Genomic DNA, 20,523 nt, shown 5'->3' with positions numbered 1-20,523 from the left:
TCACTCCTTGCAAAATCTTGTATATATCTTACACAGCCAAGGCTGATTATGCGTCAAATATCAGAATCGTCAATTAAATGGATCGCTCGTATCTATCTGCCTCAACTTACGCGCGCCAGCTGATGCCCGTCCTAATCACCCTTGCAGGATTGCCTGCCACCAGAGAATTTGGCGGAACATCCTTATTTATTAGCGAGTTGGCGGCAATCACACAGTTATCGCCTATTGTTACCCCTTTTAAAATAGTACAATTGCACCCTATCCAAACCTTGTCCCCTATCTTTATAGGTTTGCTTATGGAATTCTGCTCTCCATCCTCGTAGATAATGGTATGGAAATCGGTGTCCAGGATGGTTGTACCCCACGCAATGGCGCAGTCCTTTCCAATGCTAATGTTGGTTGCACAGTGTATAACCGATGATGCGGTTATATAGGTGTTGTCTCCTATAGTCAAGCTGGCACCCGGCTCCACAATCACTCGCACTCCTGGCCCCAGCTTCACTCTGCCTTCTATGTGACAAGTTGAATTTCTAGCTAACTTCAAATAAGCGGCATTACCGCTCTGCTCGCCAATGTATCTTCCACCTAAATATAGCCGCCCATTTATCTGCAACCTGGACTTACGTGATTTCCTGATCTTGCTTCCCACATCAACGATAATCGGAAACTTATAGAATTTGATCCCAAAAAGCCTCAGGCCCACAAAAAAGCTATAAATGGCATTGAAAATGAGCTTTGGATTATTCCAAATAATCCTCCATATTTTTCCTATTTTCGACTCTTTAAACCAGCGGAACTCCCACCATGGACTATACCTATGCCGAGCTCCAGTTTCCATTCCATTATCGTACATAATTTCACCCTTCCTACCTTATGTACCGGCTCTCTCAGCTAGATAGGTGGGCTCCGCTGAACACAAATAAAGTTAAGATACTAGCAAACTTCTACTGCTAATACTATTCCTACTACTAACCCTACTTTGATTTGTAAACCATATAATCTCAACAACAATGCGCTTATCAACTAACTCTATTTTAACATCCTTTTACCTTTTGTACAAGCATATAACGCATAGACTTTAGAAAATTAACATAAAAAACGTTGTATTCAGAAATATACCACTCTCCCCTCGTCTGCCGACTGCCTAGCTTTCAAGCACGCCTCGGTCACATAGAAGGAATCGTTAGCAGTAACCAGGCACTCGCCTTCTCCCCTTATTTGCTTCAAAAAATCGATAAATATGTTCTGCTTGGGCAGAAGCGGAACTTCCCTGACTCCGTCTATGTCATCGTTTATCAGGTACACCTTGCCGTTTCTTACCTCAAGGACGCCGCGGGTGCCCACAAGGCGCAAACGGTCATCGTCGTGGGTAGGCGCCTGTTTGGGACGTAGATAATCTATGCTTACCGAACCAAACACCTCATTGGAAAAGGTAAAGTGGCACAGCGCCGCCACTTCAAGGTCCCCATGCTCCCGATTATACCTGGTAGAATGCGAAGCAAAAACCGATTCGAATTTTTGGCCGCTGAACCAGTAAAGCCAGTCAATGGCATGGCTCCCTACCCATGGAATGGTGCCCCCGTAAGTTGAGCGGTATTTGTAAAAATCGCTTCTCTGGCCGAGTTTATACGATTTTTGAGCATTCATCAGCCGTATCTCTCCCACCACACCATCTTTCACCAGGTTCCACGCCGTAATAAAATGGGCAGAATACCGTATTCCAAACATGGCTGCAAGGTGCACACCTGAACGAGAATGGGCCTTCTTAAGCTGCTCTAGGTCCTCGAAGGTAATGGCAACCGGCTTCTCCACAAAGGCGTGTATTCCCCGTTCAAGCACCTGCATTGTGACTCTGGCGTGGTGACCGAAAAAGCAGTTGACCACTGCTATGTCGGGCTTTACCTCATCAAGCATGATCCTGTAATTATCATATACCTTGGGTGCATGCCCTATCTTACACGCCGCTCGATAAGCAGGGCTTACGTCTTCCCCTTCCGAGCCCGGGGCTACTCCCACAATAGTAACATCCCTATCCTCCCTTATTCCTTCAATTGCATAGTTATAATGTCCGCTTGAGCCTATAATGACGACTTTCATCCTATATCATCCCCCTTAAAATACTGATATACCCTTAAATCCATTGTCTTTCCGGCTTTAGCCCATTCTACGCCAATTTCATGCGGCAGCTTCCATTCCTGATAGCATCTCTTCAAAACGTCGTTTAACCCTTCCACCCAGGTTACTTTTGTGTCTTCGTCATACTTGATCAAATTTCCAGGGAAATAAGGTATACGCGGCACAGCCTCCTGCATGCCGTTGATGCACAGGGTCTGAGAAGTAGCCGCTTCTATGCCGCACACCACATGCTGTACACCCTTAACCGCCTCTATAGTCATCCACAGCTTCTTTATCTTTTCTTTTTCGGGATTGCCGTAAACTTTGCAGGTGCCATCATTAAATACAGCTAATATATTGTCGCCTTTGCCCTCTAATGGCCCATATACCACCCTTGCATTTTCAAACTCGAAGCAAAAAGTGGGATTCACGGTCTCAACAACGGCATGTGTGACGTAAAAAAGCAATTCTACGCCTTCTTCAGTAAAAATCCTGACGGCAGCGGTATCGAAGTTTTCAATTTCATTGGCGCGATAGAGCTCCGCCGTAAGCTGGGCGGGCTTCGCACTCTCATCCTCTTCCCTGCCCAATACGTAAAACATGTTGTGCAGATGATGAGCTGTCGCATTGTTGGCGACGCTGTCCAGTATCCATCTTCCCTCCGCATCCCGCAGTTTACCAGCCCAACCACGACGGTAATAATCCCGATTTCTGGGCCACAACACGATCGTTTTGAACCTCTTGGGCCTGCCGAACAAACCCGATTTAATATCCTTTTTAAGGGCGCGTATGGCATCGGTGTATGACCATTGATAGCCGATTGCAACGATTTTCCCGGCACGATCCCTGGCCTCCATCATCTGTCGAGCTTCCTGAATGGTTGCACTCACCGGCTTTTCGCACAATACATTGCTCCCCTGGGATAGAGCATAACATGTTTGACTGCAATGAAAATGAATAGGGGTTGATATAATGGCCAAATCGGCTTTAAAGCTGGCATAAAACTCTTCCATTGAGGAAAAAATGGGGGTCCCCATCTCTTTAATCCTGTACAGATTGCGGCATCCTTCCGGCCTAGGGTCAACCGCCCCTACAATTTTAAAGTCACCTCGATCAAGATTACTAAGCAGTGCATCGACGTATATATTTCCGTATCCCCCGATGCCCACTAGCACAATAGAAACCTGATTATCGTTATACATTTTCATCATCCCTCCACAAAAGCATATATTTAAACTTTTGCAAACGATTGCACAATATATAAAATAATTTAGCTATTCTTCAACACATTTTAACTACACCGTTAATTTAAATCTTGCTCAGCGCAAACATGTATAGGGGAATAAAAACAAGGCTAGCTGTTGTAGTAACCGTAACCATAGCCGCTGCATACTTGTAATCTGCCTTGTAAGCCTGAGACACAATGGCTATCTGAGTCATGGTGGGCATTGCCGCCTGTATGACAAACACCTTTTTCATAAGAACAGGCAAAGGCAAATAATACATAAAAGCCAGTATCAACAATGGAGCCAGCAAAAATCTGCCCAATAATATGGTAAACATGTCCTTATCAAACTTTACATCCTGCATCGTTATGGAGTTTATGACAATGCCTATGTATAACATGGATAGAGGAGTGGTAAGGTTGCCCATGTACTTGCATGTGTCCATAACAAACCTTGGGAGCTTGACATCCAACAGTATCAATAAAACGGCCAATAAAAAGCCCATCAAAGGTGGAGACAAAAAGTTCCTGAACCTGCTTGATATAGGAGGCGCATCGCCATTCATCCCATCGCGTTGAATCCCGCTGATTCCAATGGTCCAAAACAAGACCGTATTGGCAACATAATACAGTAACACAAAAGAAGTGCTTTCCTCCCCGAAAAGCGCAATATTGACCGGCAACCCTATAAACACAGTATTTGAAAAGGCAAACATGGCCAAAAAAACGCCGCGTTTTTGAGGTGGTATACCAATTAATTTTACTACCGCCAACCCCGCCCCATACAGCAGTAGCATGCATGCCATGGGTATGAATATGCCCATCCCCGCTTCAAATAACGTGTCTCTATCGAAGGTAGTTAGTAAATTTGAAATCATCAGAGCGGGCAAAGACACCTTGACCACCATCTTGGAGAATAGCTCGGAAGCGCGCTCATCAAACCAACCCCGACGGCTGAGCACATAACCTATCGAGATCATAGCTAAAATGCTGAGAACGCACTGTATAGCATCAAAAACCACCATAACTGTAAGGCTCCTTTTCAGTTATCATAATCATTCTATTCTAGAGGCTTTTTAAATATTATTCCATCTATCTTCCACAGCCCAGCTCGCTTTTGAAGCAAGATTATCTTCTCCCCATTCTGCCACGGAGGGGGAGTTTTGATCTCCTGGTCCTGGCTTCTGGGCTTTACAACTATTCTAGGAATTTCTTCTTCAATGACAACCCTGGCTGAATCACTCCACGGCCATGCCCACAACCATTTAATACGAAGTTTGAAATTGTAATCCTGTATGATGAAATCCTCATACTGATTGTTGTTTAATAAGGGATCAGAGTTCAAATAAGAGGAAGTGAAGAACTTATTCAAGGCAACATTTTCCCGACCGTCTAATACTGCGGTAGCCCTCTGAGTCATCCCTTCAGTAACCACAATATATATATTAGCACAATCATATGCAGTAAAGGTAACCAACACGGCCAACCATATCAGAATCGCTATGGCGATAAATTTCTTTGCAAGATATTGTATAAACTTGAGCATTATATTCAAAAACAAACACCCGCCCCCTGCGCAAAGTACACACTTTCACCCAATAGTCATCCTAAAATTATTCTAATTTAACACCATAATAACATAAAAAAGGGGGTTTGTAAATTTGAAACTTGTCTTCCATCCACCCCCTTTAATGTTATAACGACCTCAATTTTCTGCCAAACCACCTGCCAAAATCGTCAATAAGCGAATATATAACAGGCACTACCACCAAGGTCAGAAATGTAGAAAGCGTCAGTCCGCTCATAACCGTAACAGCAAGAGGCACCTGAAGTTCGGAGCTTTCCCCAAACCCCAGCGCAAGCGGTAAAAGCCCAAGTATAGTAGTCAAGCTGGTCATGAGCACCGGCCTCAATCTCGTAGCCCCAGCCTGCACTATTGCCCGCTTAAGATCGGCATTACCTTCACGAAGCCTGTTTATATAGTCCACCAGTACGATACCGTTGTTGACCACAATTCCTACCAGCATAATAAACCCAAGAAAGGCTGGCACGCTCAAAGGCTTTCCAGCTATCAGCAACCCCACTAGACCCCCCGTGAAGGCCAGCGGCACAGTAAACATAACGGTAAACGGATGGACCAGCGATTCAAACTGTGAAGCCATTATCATGTATACAAGGGTCACTCCTAGCACCAGTACCAGCCTTAGATCGCCAAATGCCTCCGATAGCTGCTCCTGTTCGCCACCGTACTCTATAAAATACCCTTCGGGAAGCGGATAATCGTCCAGACGCTCCTGAATGTCCTCTATGACCTCACCGAAGTTTCTACCTTCATAATCGCCGCTTACAGTGACCATGCGAGACTGATCATGCCTTTCAATCCTTACTGGCCCTTGTGCATACTCAAACCTGGCCACGCTCTTTAAGGGGACCGATATCCCTAAAGGTGAAGTAACCATTACATTCTCGACATCCTGCACCTTAAAAACGCCATCATCTGGGAGCTGTACGCGCACATCGATCTCTGTACTCTCCTCCTTATATCTGGTAGCCACCACTCCCTGCAGGTGGCTTTGGACAGCCGACGAAACCAGGGCGACATTGAGCCCATACTGCGAAGCCCTCTGTCTGTCTATGATTATGCGGAGCTCCGGACGACCTTCCTCGAAGCTTGAACGCACTTCACGGGTTCCCGGCACGCTTGATACTACCCTCACAATATCATCCGATATTTTTCGGAGCACATCCAGGTCCTGGCCTTTTATGCTGATGGATATAGGCGGCCCCATCATGCCCGATCCCAATCCAGCAAACCCGCCACCAGTGTTTACCTGTATCTGGCATCCTGCTATATCCTTGACCTTTTGCCTTATTTCCTCGCCCACCTGCTGCGTGGTCCTGTCCCTTTGCCCAACGGGTTTTAATACGGCCGTAATGCTGCCTTGATCCCTAGCAGATACCCCCATTCCTACGTTCAGCTGCTGCCCTCCTATACTGGCCCATACCATCTCAACCTCTGGAATTTCGCTTACCATCTTTTCAACCCTCTGAACGGCTTCCAGGGTTTCACCAAAACTGCTTCCTCTAGGCAACCTGACCTCAATCTCTATCTGGCCCTGATCCACCGCCGGGAAGTACTCTACTCCTACCAGAGGCAGCAGTACAATACTCATACCAAAAACCACGGCAGTGATAAGCACAACCGTTTTTCTGTGCTCCAGGGCCCATTCCAGCATGCGCCTGTATTTTTCTGTCACGCGCTCCACAGTAACATTTTTCTTGTTAAAGCCCTGGCGGGTCACCAGCTTGGACGCCAGCATGGGCACCAGGGTAAGCGCCACCACCAAGGATGCCAGCAGCGAAAATGTAACGGTGATGGACAGCTCCCCGAATATCTCGGCCGTCATACCTTGGGTAAAAACGATGGGCAAAAAGACGCATACCGTCGTCAAAGTGGAGGCAATTATGGCCATGGATATCTCGTTAGTACCCTTTTCGGCGGCATCAATGGGACTTAAGCCTTTCTCTCTCATTCGATAGATGTTCTCCAACGCCACTATGGAGTTATCCACAATCATGCCCACGCCCAAGGCCAATCCGCCCAGCGATATGATGTTCAAGGTGATACCGCTGAAATACAGCAAGACAAAAGTGGATATCACCGAAAAGGGGATGGACACGGCGATAACCAGGGTAGGCGTAATATTTTTTAATAAGATGAATAATATGGCAATGGCCAGTATAGCACCTATATAGGCATTGCTGATTACAGCCGAAATGGAACTTTTGATAAATTTCGATTGATCCACTATGGTCATAACGGATATATCGGGATAGGACTTCTTTATACTCTCCATCTCCTGATTTACCTTTTCAGCCACGCGAACGGTATTTGCAGTGCTCTCCTTGTAAACCGATATGGATAGGCTGTCGTGTTGATTGACCCTTGAATACTGTCTGCCATCCCTTACACCCTTTTCAACCCGTGCCAGGTCCCTCAGCAGATAGGTGGTACCAGTAGAGCTCACGACAGGTACATTTAGGAGTTCATCAAGGCTCTCAAATTGGCCCGAAACCCTGACCAGCAAGTCATACTGCCCATCCTGTACAACTCCGCCTGGCATGTTCAAATTTTCTGCCCTTAGGGCGCTCACAACGCGATCCATCGACAGGCCATAGGTTATTAGCTTTTCCGGGTCAACTATAACCTTCACCTCGGTTTGCTTTGCACCCAAAATTGAAACCGATGCAACGCCTTCAATGCGCTCAATGCGCGGCTTCAGCATATCCTCCACCCACACCTGCAGCTCTTCGTCGGTCTTGCCCTCCTGTGATACGGCAAAGCTCATTATGGGCAGCATGTTAGGATCAAGCTTGAGCACTATGGGGTCAGACACCCCATCCGGCAGCATACTCCTTATCATGTCCAGCTTTTCGCGTACCTCAAGTGCCGCCACGTCCATATCGGTGCCCTGCGTAAATTCCAAGATCACCAGCGAACTGCCCTCGGAAGAAGTCGAGCGCATGGACTCAAGGTTGCTGACTGTTGCCAAAACGCTTTCGATGTTCCGGGTAACTATGCTCTCAACCTCTTCAGGGCCTGCACCGCTGTACTGCACCGACACCACCATGACGGGCAGATTTATGCTGGGCAACAAGTCCACATTAAGCCGCGTCAGCGAAACAAACCCTAAAATCAACACGATCAGCACTACCATGACGGTGGTAACAGGCCTGCGAATGCTCAATCCTGCAATGTTCATAATACGCCATCCTCCTGAATTTTTAACTCTTTATGTCTGATTGCATCTATTGCAGAGGTCACATTTTGCACCCGTGATATATTTGCCCTGAATAAATGACGCTATAACTGCGCTTTTGCTTACTTTGCTTATCTACAGCATCCTTCAACTTTCCTCCTTCACTATATTAACCTCATCCCCTTCCTTGAGATAGGCCTGCCCCTTTATGACAACCTGCTCACCGCTCTTCAATCCCGAAATGACCTCTATCCTCTCACCATCATCCATGCCAACCTCTACCTCTCTTCTCTCCACCGAGCCACCTTTAATGACGAACACATAAGTCTTATCCCCTTGCCGTACAATCGCCCTTTTGGGCACCGCAATAGCATTCTCTTTTTTGTCAAGTATCAAGCTAACCCGTGCAAACATGCCGGGACGCAACTTTCCAGGCGAATGCGAATTATCGATCTTTATCCTCACTCCATAGGCCTGGCTCCTGGAATCGGTAGAAGGGCTCACCCACTCAACTACGCCTTCCACCTGCTGAGAACCCGCCGCATCAACATACACGTCAACCTTTTGACTAGGTTGAACTTTCATCACATCAAATTCGGACAGGCGTATATCAAGAATCAGGGCAGTCATATCTATGACGGTAACGGGCGGCGATGCCTGTGTCGCCATCTGCCCTGGCTGTACGCTTAAGCTGCTTACCACCCCATCGATCGGCGAGAGGAGCTTTAGCTTGTCGGCTGCCCCTTTTGCGACGTCCAAAGCCATTTTGGCTTGATTGAGCTGAGCATCCAGCGTCTTGCTGTCATAAGGCAGGGACTTTATGGCGCTCTCTATCTCTAGTTTGCTCTTCTCTAAAGCCGATTTTTGCTGAAGCAGTTTTTCTAGACCATCCTGCAGCTGTTTTAGATGTTCCTCCAGCCTGCTCTTCTGCTCGTTGAATTGTTCATCAGTAATTGCACCTTTTTGGCGCATCTCTTCAAGCCTGGCAATCTCAGGTTCAATGGCCTGCCTGGCCTCATTAATTGACTTATTAATCTCCTCAATTTGCTTATCTAACTTATCAATTTCAGCTTGAAGCCTATTCTTTTGAGATTCAAGGTCCTGCAACTTCCTTCTTGACAGTTCCACCGAGGCTTTGGATGCCTCATATGCCGCCTGAGCCTGAGCGATCTGCTGTTCAACATCGCCGGCTTCCAGCTCTATAAGCACATCTCCCTCTTTCACCTGCTGTCCCACTTTCACATGCACCTTTGATACCTTCCCGGGCATCTGGGGGATGACCATTACTTCATTTATGGGCTTAAGCACGCCCGAAAACTCCCTGATATTCTGGATGGTATCCACGCGAGCAGTTGCCACTTCGACAGGCACTTTTTGGCTGTCAACCTCTTGGTGATCATCCTGCGGCTTTTTGCCCAGGCCTCCAAGCGCTGTACAGTCCGATACAAGCCCTGCTAAAAGAATCAGCACCACCATATATGGCATTAATTTACTAACCCTAATCTTCACACCTTATACCCCTTTCGTTGATGAACTATATCTATTATATCCATCCTTGGCACCTCAAAGGCAAATCATACTATTATTTCCATACGAACTACTATCCACCTATGATGTGGTGGCCTCGTAAGAAGTTTAATTTGTTTTTTGACTTTTGTCCGTTTTTTTCTTTAAGCTATATTCAATTAAGAAGTCAGCCAGCAAGCCAAAACCACGCTATTTATTATACCATCAAACATTGGCTTTACTCAATTGAAAAACAAAAACAATATTTCGAGAGTTTAACCAAACCTGCCATTGACAACTATTTTCTATTATAATAGAACAGTATTGTATACATTCTATTATAATAGAACGATATATACGAACAAGATACATATCTATTTAAGCTATTTGGTTTGAACCCAAAAAGAGAGGATAGGAACTTGACCTGAGCCGGATAGCCGTTCTTGCTGTTAACGGTGTGACATATGTGTTAACAAATAAGAGGGTAGGAGGATTTTGTAGTAAAACTTCAGTCAAAAATTTGTTATTACCTAAACAAATAGGGAAGAAAGGAGATTTGCGTGGAACCGCAAGCCTGTTTCTGATAGCAGGTATTTTACCGCTGTTCCCCTTTGCGACAACCTTTGCCACCGAATGGCAGGAGCGTGCCGTCAGATTCTGGATTGTGCGGACGGGCATACGGAGCTATTCAGTGTCCAAAGTTCTGGTGAGCGCTATATCCGGCTTTTTGACTGCGGCCGTCGGTATGCTCGTGTTCGTGTTTGCTTTGCGAACCAGGCTGCCGCTCTTTGTTGAAAGCACTACCGGTGACCCTTATGAACCTTTATTGCTTGCAGGTAAGCCGGTACAGTACCTGTGTTATTATATTACCAACTATTCTCTTTCTGCAGTACTGTTTGCGGTGGCGGCGATGTGGGTATCAACTTTTATCCCAAATAAGTTTACAGCAGTGACAGCGCCGCTTGTATTGTATTTTGTGGCTCACCGTGCTACCACCGGACGAGGTATTCCTCAATATCTGAGGATAGTTGTACTGATAGAAGGTATGTATCCCACAGGCTCTCCCCATACATCGCTGCTGCTAAATCTGGGAATCGTTTTAATTTTATGCCTGATGATGGGATATGGAACGGTGGGACAGATACGGAGGAGGATACAAAATGACTGATCTTAAAACGATACTGTTGTGTACCAGGGTTAATTTCTTTAAGTGGCTGGTAACCCCCCCCCCCGCATTCACACCATTGCTGCAGTAATTATCGCCTTTGGCCTTTGGTGTTCATCAGGACTTTCCGAATATGCCGATGTCGTAGGTGCTGCCTAAAATCTATTATTTTTTTCACCGTATAGCTGGGCCAGCATGAACTATCTGAACGGGCGCATTTAATATTTTTGAAGAAATGATTACCAAACGAGGTTATATCAAACGTTTTAAAACCACTTGTACTTCTAGGCAAAACATTTTTACTTTTTAGACAACCACAAAGTGCTTAATTTTAGTGTATTGGCAAATGTTACCTCATATATTGAAAATGCGCCCAAGCCAAAAAAGTTCTTTACATACCCCAGCATTCGATGTATAATTATATAAAACCGAATAGATGGATACCAACGCTAGGGGTGCCGAAAGGCTGAGAAAGGGCATGCTGAGAAGGCTGCTCTTAACCCTTTGAACCTGATGTGGTTAGTACCACCGTAGGGAAGCGTTGTGGGACATGTCGCCACGACAAAAAGGTCTACCCTATGGGGGTAGGCCTTTTTCAGTTCAATGCCCCTCTCTCCTTTCACCCTTGGTAACATGCATCTTTTAAAATCCCAAGTGAGTATCCATAAAAACTCCTGATAAGCAAGGTGGTTTTAGGTGCAGCATCGTCAAGCCAACACGTTTAAGCCGTCAACAAGGTAGGCGTAAGTGCCTGCAAACCAGATAGTTCAGATATAAACATAATTGCTATAAAGTTCCAAAGGCATAAGGTGGGGTTGTGTAGTTTTGTCACACATTATAGCCAATTTTTGAGAGAGGAGGAATAAAATGCAAATAATAGTGAATGGCGAAAAAACTACGGTAAACGAGGGAATTACACTGCATGATTTTTTAAAGCACAAAGGGCTTGACCCTCAAAAGGTGGTGGTTGAACACAACTACAGGATAGTCAGATTAGAAGAATGGCCAAACATAGTGCTGCAAGAGAACGACAACCTGGAAATCTTGAAATTTGTTGGAGGAGGCTGATATTCCATGGATGACAAACTGGTCATAGCCGGTCAGGAGCTCTCAAGCCGGCTTTTCATAGGCACTGGAAAATTTCCCTCACATAGGGTCATCCCCGAGGTGATAAACCGCTCGGGAGCACAGGTGGTTACCGTTGCATTGAGGAGGGTAAACCTGGATTATCCAGAGGAAAACATGCTCAACTACATACCTGAAGGGTGCATAATAATGCCCAATACCTCGGGAGCAAGAAACGCCGAAGAAGCGGTGCGCATAGCAAGAATAGCAAGGGCAGCCTGCGGCAGCAACTGGATAAAGATCGAGGTAATTAATGACAACAAATACCTGCTTCCCGACAACTACGAGACCATAAAGGCCACCGAAATACTGGCAAAGGAAGGCTTCATAGTCCTCCCCTATATGAGCCCTGATTTAATAGCCGCACGGAGGTTGAGGGATGCAGGTGCCGCCGCAGTCATGCCCCTCGGCGCTCCAATTGGTACAAACAAGGGATTGAAAGCCCGGGAGCTCATAAAGATCATGATCGACGAGATCGACCTTCCCGTGATAGTCGATGCCGGGCTGGGAAGGCCCTCCCATGCCGCCGAAGCAATGGAGATGGGCGCCGCTGCGGTGCTGGTCAACACCGCCATAGCCACTGCCGATGACCCCGTGACCATGGCAGAGGCGTTTGCACTGGCAGTCAAAGCCGGTAGAATGGCTTATCTGGCAGGCATGGGGGTAGTCAAGGAATATGCCGAAGCTTCTTCGCCTTTAACCGGATTCCTGCGATAAAACCTTACACACAACCATTGTGTTAAATTCGAGGTGTAGAGATATGAGCTTTTACGACGTGTATCTCAAATACAAAAACTTTGATTTTGAGGGCTTTTTAAACAGCGTAACCGACAACCAAATAATGAAAATACTCAGCAAGGAAAAGCTTAATGACCTTGACTTTTTGGCCCTGTTATCCGACAAGGCCAAAGAATACCTGGAACCCATGGCCATCAAAGCAAGGCAGCTTACCTTCAAAAACTTTGGGAGGGCGATCCTGCTCTATACTCCCCTTTACCTTTCCAATTACTGTGTCAACCAGTGTGCCTACTGCGGCTTCAACTGCAAAAATAAGATAGCCCGGAAAAAGCTTTCACTGGATGAGGTGAGAAAGGAGGCCGAGGCCATAGCCTCCACAGGGCTCAAACACATACTCATTTTAACCGGCGAGTCCCGAAAGCATACGCCGGTCTCATACATAAAGAGCTGCGTGGAGGTTTTAAAGGATTACTTCAGCTCCATCTCGATAGAGGTGTATCCCCTGGATACCGAGGAATACGCCGAGCTCATAGAAGCAGGAGTCGATGGCCTCACCTTGTACCAGGAGACATACGACGAGAAAGTGTACATGGAAGTGCACCTCAAAGGCCCCAAGAGGAATTACAGGTACAGGCTTGACGCTCCCGAAAGGGCGTGCATGGCCTCCATGCGCTGTGTCAACATAGGCGCACTTTTGGGACTGAACGACTGGCAAAAGGAGGCTTTTTTTACCGGGCTGCATGCCAGTTATCTACAGGATAAATATCCCGATGTAGAGATAAGCGTATCCCTACCGCGCTTAAGACCACATTTGGGGAACTTTGCACCCAGATCCCCTGTCAGCGACAAGGACCTGGTCCAGATCATGCTGGCCATAAGGCTGTTCATGCCGAGGGCGGGCATTACTATCTCCACAAGGGAAAGGCCCCAGCTCAGGGATAACCTGATAGGCCTGGGGGTCACCAAGCTTTCAGCGGGGTCTTCCACTCAAGTAGGCAGCCATGCCCTCGAGGATAGAGGCGACGGCCAGTTTGACATAGCCGATACCAGGAGCGTGGCACAGATAAGGGATATGCTGTACAGCAAGGGGTTTCAGCCGGTCTTCAAAGACTGGCAGGCGATATAAAACACGCATTATCTTGCAAAGTTCCATAATCTAATATGGCAAGACTTGTAACGTTAACGAGACAGAGGAAAGGATAACTTGTTAAGCTTTACATTATCCGATATTGACCTTAAGTTCAGCAACCCTGTAAAGGCAAACAGGCAAGAACATCATGAAAGGATGGTCGTACAGCCATGAATCGATTTGAAGAAACGCTGGTGAAATATATTGGCAATGCAAACCTTCAAAAGCTGCAACAAGTCAAGGTGGGCATAGCCGGCGCGGGCGGCCTGGGCTCCAACTGCGCTTTAAACCTGGTAAGAAGCGGGATAAAAAGGCTCAAGATAGTGGACTTCGACAGGGTGGAGCTCTCCAACTTGAACAGACAGTTTTATTTTTACGACCAGGTAGGGATGCCCAAGGTGGAAGCCCTCAAATTAAACTTGCGGAGGATTAACCCGGACGTAGAGATAGAGGCCCTTCAAGAAAAGATTACGCAGGAAAACATCCATGAAATATTCGATGACTGCAATATCATCATCGAGGCCTTTGACAATCCCTCCTGTAAAAAGATGATAGTGGAGCATTACGGTTCAAGCGGCAAACTGGTGGTAGCGGTCTCGGGCCTGGGCGGCTGGGGCAACAGCGATAACATCAAAGTAAAAAAGGTCCATTCCCTGCTCTACATAATAGGAGACATGCGCTCCGAAGTGGATAAAGACACTCCACCCCTATCACCCAGAGTCAACATAGCTGCCGCCAAACAGGCGGACACGGTACTGGAGTTTATCTTAGGGGGGAGAAATCCGTGAACGAGCTCTTCAGGATAATCGACGCCAACATAAACAGGGCGTCCGAGGGGATAAGGGTTCTGGAAGACATAGCCCGGTTTTACTACAACAACGCCAGCTTGACAGAAAAGCTAAAAAAGTTAAGGCATGAGATAAGAAAAAATATAATGGAATATCTGCCCCAGTGCATTTCACAACGGGACGCGCTAGCCGACGTTGGCCTGCCAATCTCAGCCAGCCTTAACCTCGATAGCAGAAGCAACATGTTTGATATGGTCACCGCTAACTTTAAGAGGTGTCAGGAAGCCCTAAGGGTCATAGAGGAAAATTTAAAGCTGCTGGGCAAATACCAGCTTGCAAAGCTGTACGAAAGATTAAGGTTTGAATGCTATACCCTTGAAAAGGAATACATAAGTGCCGACTGGGCACTGGAAAAGAGGAAGAAACTGGATACCGATATATACTGCATCACAGCCGAGGAATATTCCAAAGGCAGGACCAACATAGAAGTGGTAACTCAGATGATAGAAGCAGGGATAAAGATAATCCAGTACCGCGAAAAGGATAAAAAGCTTATCGACAAATACAGGGAATGCGTCCAAATCCGCGAGATGACACAAAAAGCCGGTGTCACCTTTATAGTCAATGACCACGTTGATCTGGCCATGATGGTTGGGGCAGACGGGATACACATAGGCCAGGATGACCTGCCGGTTGAAAAGGTGAGGGAGTTGGTGGGGGAAAGGATGATAATAGGGGTATCCACCCATTCGCCGGAGCAAGCCCAAAAAGCGGTGGCCGGCGGAGCCGATTACATAGGCGTCGGCCCAATATACAGGACCTTTACCAAAAAAGACGTATGCCAGCCGGTAGGGCTTGAATACCTTGAATACGTCGTAAAAAACATCGATATACCCTTTGTGGCCATTGGCGGTATAAAGGAGCACAACGTCCTTGAAGTAAGAAAAGCAGGTGCAAAATGCATAGCCATGGTGACCGATATCGTGGGGGCAGATGATATAAAAGCTAAGATTGAATCCATAAGAAAACGGCTGGCACAATAAATACCCAAAGTGCATGGTTTTTAAAAGAGCCTTCAATCGCCTTAAAAATCGCAAACAGTGTAAAACCACTAAAAAGCCGTGATGCTCTTCTCCCAATAAAGTAAGAGGTATCTGCAAGCAAATTATAGTAAAGCTGAGGTACTATATGCAAAGCTTTCATCCTTGTGTTTCAGCTCATTAAACGCCGCCAAAATAAGCTAAAACGCCAAAACGTAATTATGCTTCTTACACACTTTAGCTAATAAATGTGTTGATAAAAACCAATATGGCACATTAACAACACCTTTTAATACAAATAAAAAAGGAGAGGGTTTACGATGGAATACACCACGCAGATGGATGCCGCAAGGAAAGGCATCATAACAAGAGAGATGGAAATAGTGGCACAAAAAGAAGGAAAGACGGCCAGGGAAATAATGGACCTGGTAGCCTGCGGCAAGGTGGTAATACCCGCCAATAAAAACCATAAAAGCCTTGACCCCGAAGGCATAGGTCAAGGCCTGCGCACAAAGATAAACGTGAATATCGGCATTTCCCGCGACTGTTTCAACTTCGATGCCGAAATTGAAAAGGCAAAAAAGGCTATAGAGCTTAAAGCTGATTCCATCATGGATTTAAGCTCCTACGGCAAAACCCGCCAGTTCAGGCAAAAGCTCATCGAGATATCCCCTGCCATGATAGGCACGGTGCCCATATACAGTGCCGTAGGACATTATGACAAGGACATAGGAGAGATAACAGCGCGTGAGTTTATAGATATAGTGGAAATGCACGCCCGTGACGGAGTGGATTTCATGACCATACACGCAGGGGTAAACAAGGAAACCGTACGCCGCTTTAAAAACAATCCCCGCCTCACCAACATCGTCTCCCGGGGCGGATCCATCATATTCTCCTGGATGCAGCTTACCGGGAATGAAAATCCTTTCTATGAATACTTTGACGACATACTCGATATATTCGCAAAATACGACGTGACAATAAGCCTGGGGGATGCCTTTCGGCCCGGGAGCATACACGATTCCACCGACGCATCGCAGATAGAAGAGCTGATCATCCTTGGTGAGCTGACAAAAAGGGCATGGAAAAAGAACGTACAGGTCATGATCGAGGGACCCGGTCACATGCCTATCAACGAGATTGCCGCCAATGTCCTGCTGGCCAAAAAGCTATGCCACGGCGCCCCATTCTATGTGCTCGGTCCCATCGTGACCGACATAGCGCCGGGATACGACCACATAACCAGCGCCATAGGTGGAGCCGTAGCAGCAGCCAGCGGTGCCGACTTCCTGTGTTACGTAACACCCGCAGAACACTTAAGGCTCCCAACACTGGAGGATATGAAAGAGGGCATCATAGCCGCAAAGATAGCCGCCCATGCTGCCGACATCGCCAAGGGCATAAAGGGCGCAAAGGAATGGGACGACAGAATGAGCCAGGCACGGCGAAACCTCGACTGGGAAGAGATGTTCAGGCTAGCAATTGATAGCGAAAAGCCCAGGCAATACCGCATGGAATCGACACCTGAACAGGAAGATACCTGTACCATGTGCGGCAGGATGTGTGCAGTACGAAACATGAACAGGATATTAAAAGGAGAGAACGTAAGCTTGATATAGCGTCTTCTCCTCTCTATTTTGTACATTGAAAGTCAGGCAAATACATTATCCCTATCTTGAACATATAGTAGTATATACCCCGCAGAAAAACATCATAAATTTCTCTCGTATATTATCCTCAATCCTTCCAGCGTGAGCAGCGGGTTGATCTCCTCTATGGTCTCGGACTCCTCGGCTATCATGTGAGCCAGGCCTCCGGTGGCGATGACTTTTGCATCCTCTCTGCCCAGCTCCTTTTTCATCCGCCTCACGATATAGTCCACCTGCCCTACATAGCCGTATATTATGCCGGCTTGGATGCTGCTTATAGTGTTCTTGCATATGACCTGCGGAGGCTTGACAAGCTCGACTTTGGGCAGTTTGGCCGTTCTCTGGTATAAAGCCTCGGTGGAGATGGTGATACCCGGCGCGATGCATCCACCCAAGTATTCCCCTTTATCGGAAATGGCACAAAACGTGGTGGCTGTGCCGAAATCTACCACTATGATGGGCCCACCATATATCTCGTATGCCGCCACGGCGTTGACTATCCTGTCGGCCCCAACCTCCTTGGGATTCTCGTAGCGGATGTTTATACCCGTCTTTATCCCCGGCCCCACTATCAACGGCTTAACGTTGAAGTACTTACGGCACATCTCCTCTATAGCGTTCATCATGGGAGGCACCACCGAAGAAATGGCGATGGCGTCGACGTCCTTCGGCGAAAGACCATTATATTTGAACAAGCCGAGTATGACCATGGCGAATTCATCGGCAGATTTATCCCTGTCCGATGCCAACCTCCAATGGCTGAGCAGCTTCTTGCCATTGTACACCCCTGCAACGATGTTGGTATTCCCAATATCCATTACCAGCAGCATATATCGCTCACACTCCTTTTTACACATCCAAAAACTTTCATCATATATGAGCGCAGGAGACTCCATTTTCGAATCCGTCAGTCAAGTCCCTCTTATCAGATCTCTTTGGTATAGGCAATTCCCTGGGAGACCTTAAATATTAAAAAGCCCAAAAATAAAAACATTAGAAACATAAATACGGACAGGACTTTCCTGCCCGGGAAAATCAAAACGCCTTCCTGTAAATTCGCTGCAAAGCCTGCAGCACCGCAGTTACGATGAATATGGCCACAATAACCTCTGGAATGCCGTGGGTCACCGCAATCCCCACTATCACTCCCCCAACCGCCTCGGCCGCTACCCCTAGCTTTTTGGCATATTCCACCCCATGCCTTAAATAGATAGTGAGCAACACCCCCACCGTATTGGTTAATGTCCCCACCGCTGCTGCCACCATGCCTGCTACTACCGCCGAAGAATCTCTCTTCAGCACGGCCTTTACACCCCTGTAGGCATAATAGGAAGTGATAGCAATCAGCATACGCGGCAGGATGGCCACCATGGGATCCAAAAACACGAACTGTGCGGGATTGGCAGCCATAGTGGCAGCCTGGTACATGCTAAAACCGCCGAATATTAAGCCTATTATAAGACCAACGATGGGCCCTTCCACAATTGAGCCGATGATGACAGGGATGTGCATGATGGTAGCCCTGGTAGGGCTGAACGGCAGGGGAATAAAACCTATGGGGGTAAGTCCCAGAATGATGGAGATGGCGGCCAGCATTCCTGTGACCACTAACCTCCTGGTAGTAAGCCTCATAAACGACACCTCCGTTCAAGTTCCAGATTTGGATACCTGACGGTATCTTGTCTCATAGAGTTGAACCTCAGTCCGGCTCTACGAGAGATACCGGCTTTTTATAAGTAATATTTTAGCAGTATAACGCATAAAGCGCAAGAAAAAATTTATTGCTTTCAACACGGTATTCTCGTAATCTGATGTCTGTTCCCTCTTCGTTTGATGTGATAAAATCCCGTAACCGGATATTGGTACCTGTTGTATACTTGCATAACCTCAGAAGTTAAGGATATCGGAAACTTTATAGATAAACCACAACCCAACGATATCTCCCTGGGAGTTGATACCAGTTGAACCGGGCAGCCAGCCAATTTCAGTATATCACTGAAATGAATGGCATGCTGCCTTGAGCTAAAGGCAATAAGTCCGTATTCCTCCACATAGTTCATAATACTCACCCCATTCTTTCACTATCGCAATTGGCAGAACCTCTAATAAACCTCAAACCTATTACTGCTCTTTGTCATATGCTCTCTATTTTTATAACTCTGTCTCATTTAAGACAGACAATAAAAGCCCGTGCCAAAGTCATACAGGCGCACAGGCTCAATAAAACGTTCCATTATTATTAATATATTCTCTGATAGCCGATGTGTTCCGGTACAATGTTTGCAAATCAATCCCAATGCATATTTACAAGTGGATAAAAAGTTTTCTAATGGAGTAGAGAGAAAATATAAAAAATGGGGACGATAGACCTCTTGAACCTATTACATCGTAATAATACCACTAACTCTTTTTCGATTCAATGTACCTATTTATATCCCATTTCAGACAGTTTTGCAATACATAGTATAGAAATTTAAAAATTATAAAACCGAGAACAGTCCCTGTAGTGTTCAAAAACAAATCATCAACATCAAACGATTTATATCTACAATTAACTAATAAAGATATAAACATCTGCATTACTTCAATACAAAGTGAAACACAAAACCCAATAATAATCATCTTTCGACTATTGACGACATGTTTTTTTACAATAAGAGGCAAATAAAAACCTAGAGGCATAAACAGCAGTATGTTTCCAATTATTATTTTAAACCATACAATCCAATGGGTAGCTTCAACTATATTACTAATTATCTATTTAAAGGGTATGTAATTATTTGTAATTTGAATTTCTCTTAACATTTCTATTGCTTGAGGTTGTATGGGTATTGGAAAAAGGGTGATTCCAATTAACGTAAATGTGTAAACTATAAAAGCAAACAAAATTATATGATAACTTAATGAGAACTTTTTAAAATTTATAAAAATATAAAAAAATATACCACGAACCCAATTAAAACAAAAATATTAACTTTCAGCATTTCCCTTCTCCCTATTCATTCTATATCTTCTCTCTTTCAAAAAGTTTTATGTTTGCCAATTTAGTGTATTCTTTCAGTATGTTTATCGTTTCATCATGTATAAGATTTGAAACAATTCTACCTACCTGGCCCAAAAGTGTAAAATTTACCATACAAACCTGTATATAGAATAATTCTAAACAATTCTCACCGTCAAACTCTTTTTTTATCTGTTTTTTGTTTTCACATGTTTTTTATCCATCTATCTTTCATTTTCTCTGAATATCTTTGTTTTTTGTAGGATATTGCTAAAAAAT

Annotated in this window: 18 protein-coding genes and 1 riboswitch; of the genes, 7 read left to right on the top strand and 11 right to left on the bottom strand. The window is 45.7% G+C overall.

What is annotated here, in order from left to right; all coding sequences use genetic code 11:
• Positions 1-106: 106 nt before the first annotated feature.
• The 7 genes from KVG29_RS03000 to KVG29_RS02970 all read right to left on the bottom strand — a co-directional run bounded on the left by KVG29_RS03000 (position 107) and on the right by KVG29_RS02970 (position 9,576).
• Positions 107-853 (bottom strand): acyltransferase, encoded by a 747-nt coding sequence (locus KVG29_RS03000; RefSeq protein WP_252226395.1) that lies wholly within the window; start codon positions 851-853, stop codon positions 107-109.
• Positions 854-1,107: 254 nt separating this feature from the next.
• Positions 1,108-2,097 (bottom strand): Gfo/Idh/MocA family protein, encoded by a 990-nt coding sequence (locus KVG29_RS02995; protein ID WP_252226393.1) that lies wholly within the window; start codon positions 2,095-2,097, stop codon positions 1,108-1,110.
• Entirely contained in the window at positions 2,094-3,317 is a 1,224-nt protein-coding gene (locus KVG29_RS02990) for a Gfo/Idh/MocA family protein (protein WP_252226391.1), read from the bottom strand. Before KVG29_RS02990 ends, KVG29_RS02995 begins: the two co-directional genes overlap by 4 nt.
• 106 nt (positions 3,318-3,423) lie before the next feature.
• A complete protein-coding gene (locus KVG29_RS02985) occupies positions 3,424-4,365 on the bottom strand; it encodes an AEC family transporter (RefSeq protein WP_252226389.1) in 942 nt (313 codons plus the stop codon).
• Between the two features lie 35 nt (positions 4,366-4,400).
• Positions 4,401-4,901 carry a hypothetical protein gene (locus KVG29_RS02980; protein ID WP_252226387.1) on the bottom strand — a complete coding sequence of 167 codons (501 nt, stop codon included), beginning with the start codon at positions 4,899-4,901 and terminating at the stop codon, positions 4,401-4,403.
• 133 nt (positions 4,902-5,034) lie between these two features.
• Positions 5,035-8,103, bottom strand: a complete 3,069-nt coding sequence (locus KVG29_RS02975; protein ID WP_252226385.1) for an efflux RND transporter permease subunit — start codon at positions 8,101-8,103, stop codon at positions 5,035-5,037.
• A 144-nt stretch (positions 8,104-8,247) separates the two neighbouring features.
• Positions 8,248-9,576, bottom strand: a complete 1,329-nt coding sequence (locus tag KVG29_RS02970; protein ID WP_252226383.1) for an efflux RND transporter periplasmic adaptor subunit — start codon at positions 9,574-9,576, stop codon at positions 8,248-8,250.
• Positions 9,577-10,126: 550 nt separating this feature from the next.
• On the opposite strand from KVG29_RS02970, the gene KVG29_RS02965 reads away from it, so the two are divergent.
• The 7 genes from KVG29_RS02965 (at position 10,127) to thiC (ending at position 17,213) form a co-directional block, all read left to right on the top strand.
• Positions 10,127-10,774: a hypothetical protein gene (locus KVG29_RS02965; RefSeq protein WP_252226382.1), complete on the top strand. Its 648-nt coding sequence runs from the start codon at positions 10,127-10,129 to the stop codon at positions 10,772-10,774.
• Between the two features lie 438 nt (positions 10,775-11,212).
• A riboswitch (TPP riboswitch) is annotated at positions 11,213-11,325 on the top strand.
• A 313-nt stretch (positions 11,326-11,638) separates the two neighbouring features.
• On the top strand, positions 11,639-11,839 hold the full coding sequence (thiS, locus tag KVG29_RS02960) for a sulfur carrier protein ThiS (RefSeq protein ID WP_252226380.1): 201 nt from the start codon (positions 11,639-11,641) through the stop codon (positions 11,837-11,839).
• A gap of 6 nt (positions 11,840-11,845) precedes the next feature.
• Positions 11,846-12,613 (top strand): thiazole synthase, encoded by a 768-nt coding sequence (locus KVG29_RS02955; RefSeq protein WP_252226379.1) that lies wholly within the window; start codon positions 11,846-11,848, stop codon positions 12,611-12,613.
• A gap of 43 nt (positions 12,614-12,656) precedes the next feature.
• Positions 12,657-13,760: a 2-iminoacetate synthase ThiH gene (gene thiH, locus KVG29_RS02950; protein WP_252226377.1), complete on the top strand. Its 1,104-nt coding sequence runs from the start codon at positions 12,657-12,659 to the stop codon at positions 13,758-13,760.
• Positions 13,761-13,933: 173 nt separating this feature from the next.
• On the top strand, positions 13,934-14,551 hold the full coding sequence (gene thiF, locus KVG29_RS02945) for a sulfur carrier protein ThiS adenylyltransferase ThiF (protein ID WP_252226375.1): 618 nt from the start codon (positions 13,934-13,936) through the stop codon (positions 14,549-14,551).
• Complete coding sequence (locus KVG29_RS02940; protein WP_252226374.1) at positions 14,548-15,594, top strand: thiamine phosphate synthase; 1,047 nt, start codon at positions 14,548-14,550, stop codon at positions 15,592-15,594. Before thiF ends, KVG29_RS02940 begins: the two co-directional genes overlap by 4 nt.
• Positions 15,595-15,911: 317 nt before the next feature.
• On the top strand, positions 15,912-17,213 hold the full coding sequence (thiC, locus tag KVG29_RS02935) for a phosphomethylpyrimidine synthase ThiC (protein WP_252226373.1): 1,302 nt from the start codon (positions 15,912-15,914) through the stop codon (positions 17,211-17,213).
• Positions 17,214-17,305: 92 nt separating this feature from the next.
• Here thiC and KVG29_RS02930 read toward each other — a convergent pair whose 3' ends face one another.
• From KVG29_RS02930 to KVG29_RS12580, 4 genes are all read right to left on the bottom strand, one after another.
• Positions 17,306-18,073 carry a type III pantothenate kinase gene (locus tag KVG29_RS02930; protein ID WP_252226478.1) on the bottom strand — a complete coding sequence of 256 codons (768 nt, stop codon included), beginning with the start codon at positions 18,071-18,073 and terminating at the stop codon, positions 17,306-17,308.
• Positions 18,074-18,278: 205 nt separating this feature from the next.
• Entirely contained in the window at positions 18,279-18,875 is a 597-nt protein-coding gene (locus KVG29_RS02925) for an ECF transporter S component (RefSeq protein WP_252226372.1), read from the bottom strand.
• Between the two features lie 155 nt (positions 18,876-19,030).
• Positions 19,031-19,303, bottom strand: a complete 273-nt coding sequence (locus KVG29_RS02920) for a putative Se/S carrier protein (protein ID WP_252226371.1) — start codon at positions 19,301-19,303, stop codon at positions 19,031-19,033.
• A gap of 340 nt (positions 19,304-19,643) precedes the next feature.
• The gene (locus KVG29_RS12580; protein WP_476727266.1) at positions 19,644-19,988 is read right to left on the bottom strand and encodes a VanZ family protein; all 345 of its coding nucleotides are present in this window, start codon (positions 19,986-19,988) and stop codon (positions 19,644-19,646) included.
• Between the last annotated feature and the right edge of the window lie 535 nt (positions 19,989-20,523).

Source organism: Caldicoprobacter algeriensis, from assembly GCF_023838525.1.
Lineage (GTDB): Bacteria > Bacillota > Clostridia > Caldicoprobacterales > Caldicoprobacteraceae > Caldicoprobacter > Caldicoprobacter algeriensis.
The sequence above is the reverse complement of the archived record's forward strand: the minus strand, read 5'-3'. Positions and strand labels throughout refer to the sequence as shown.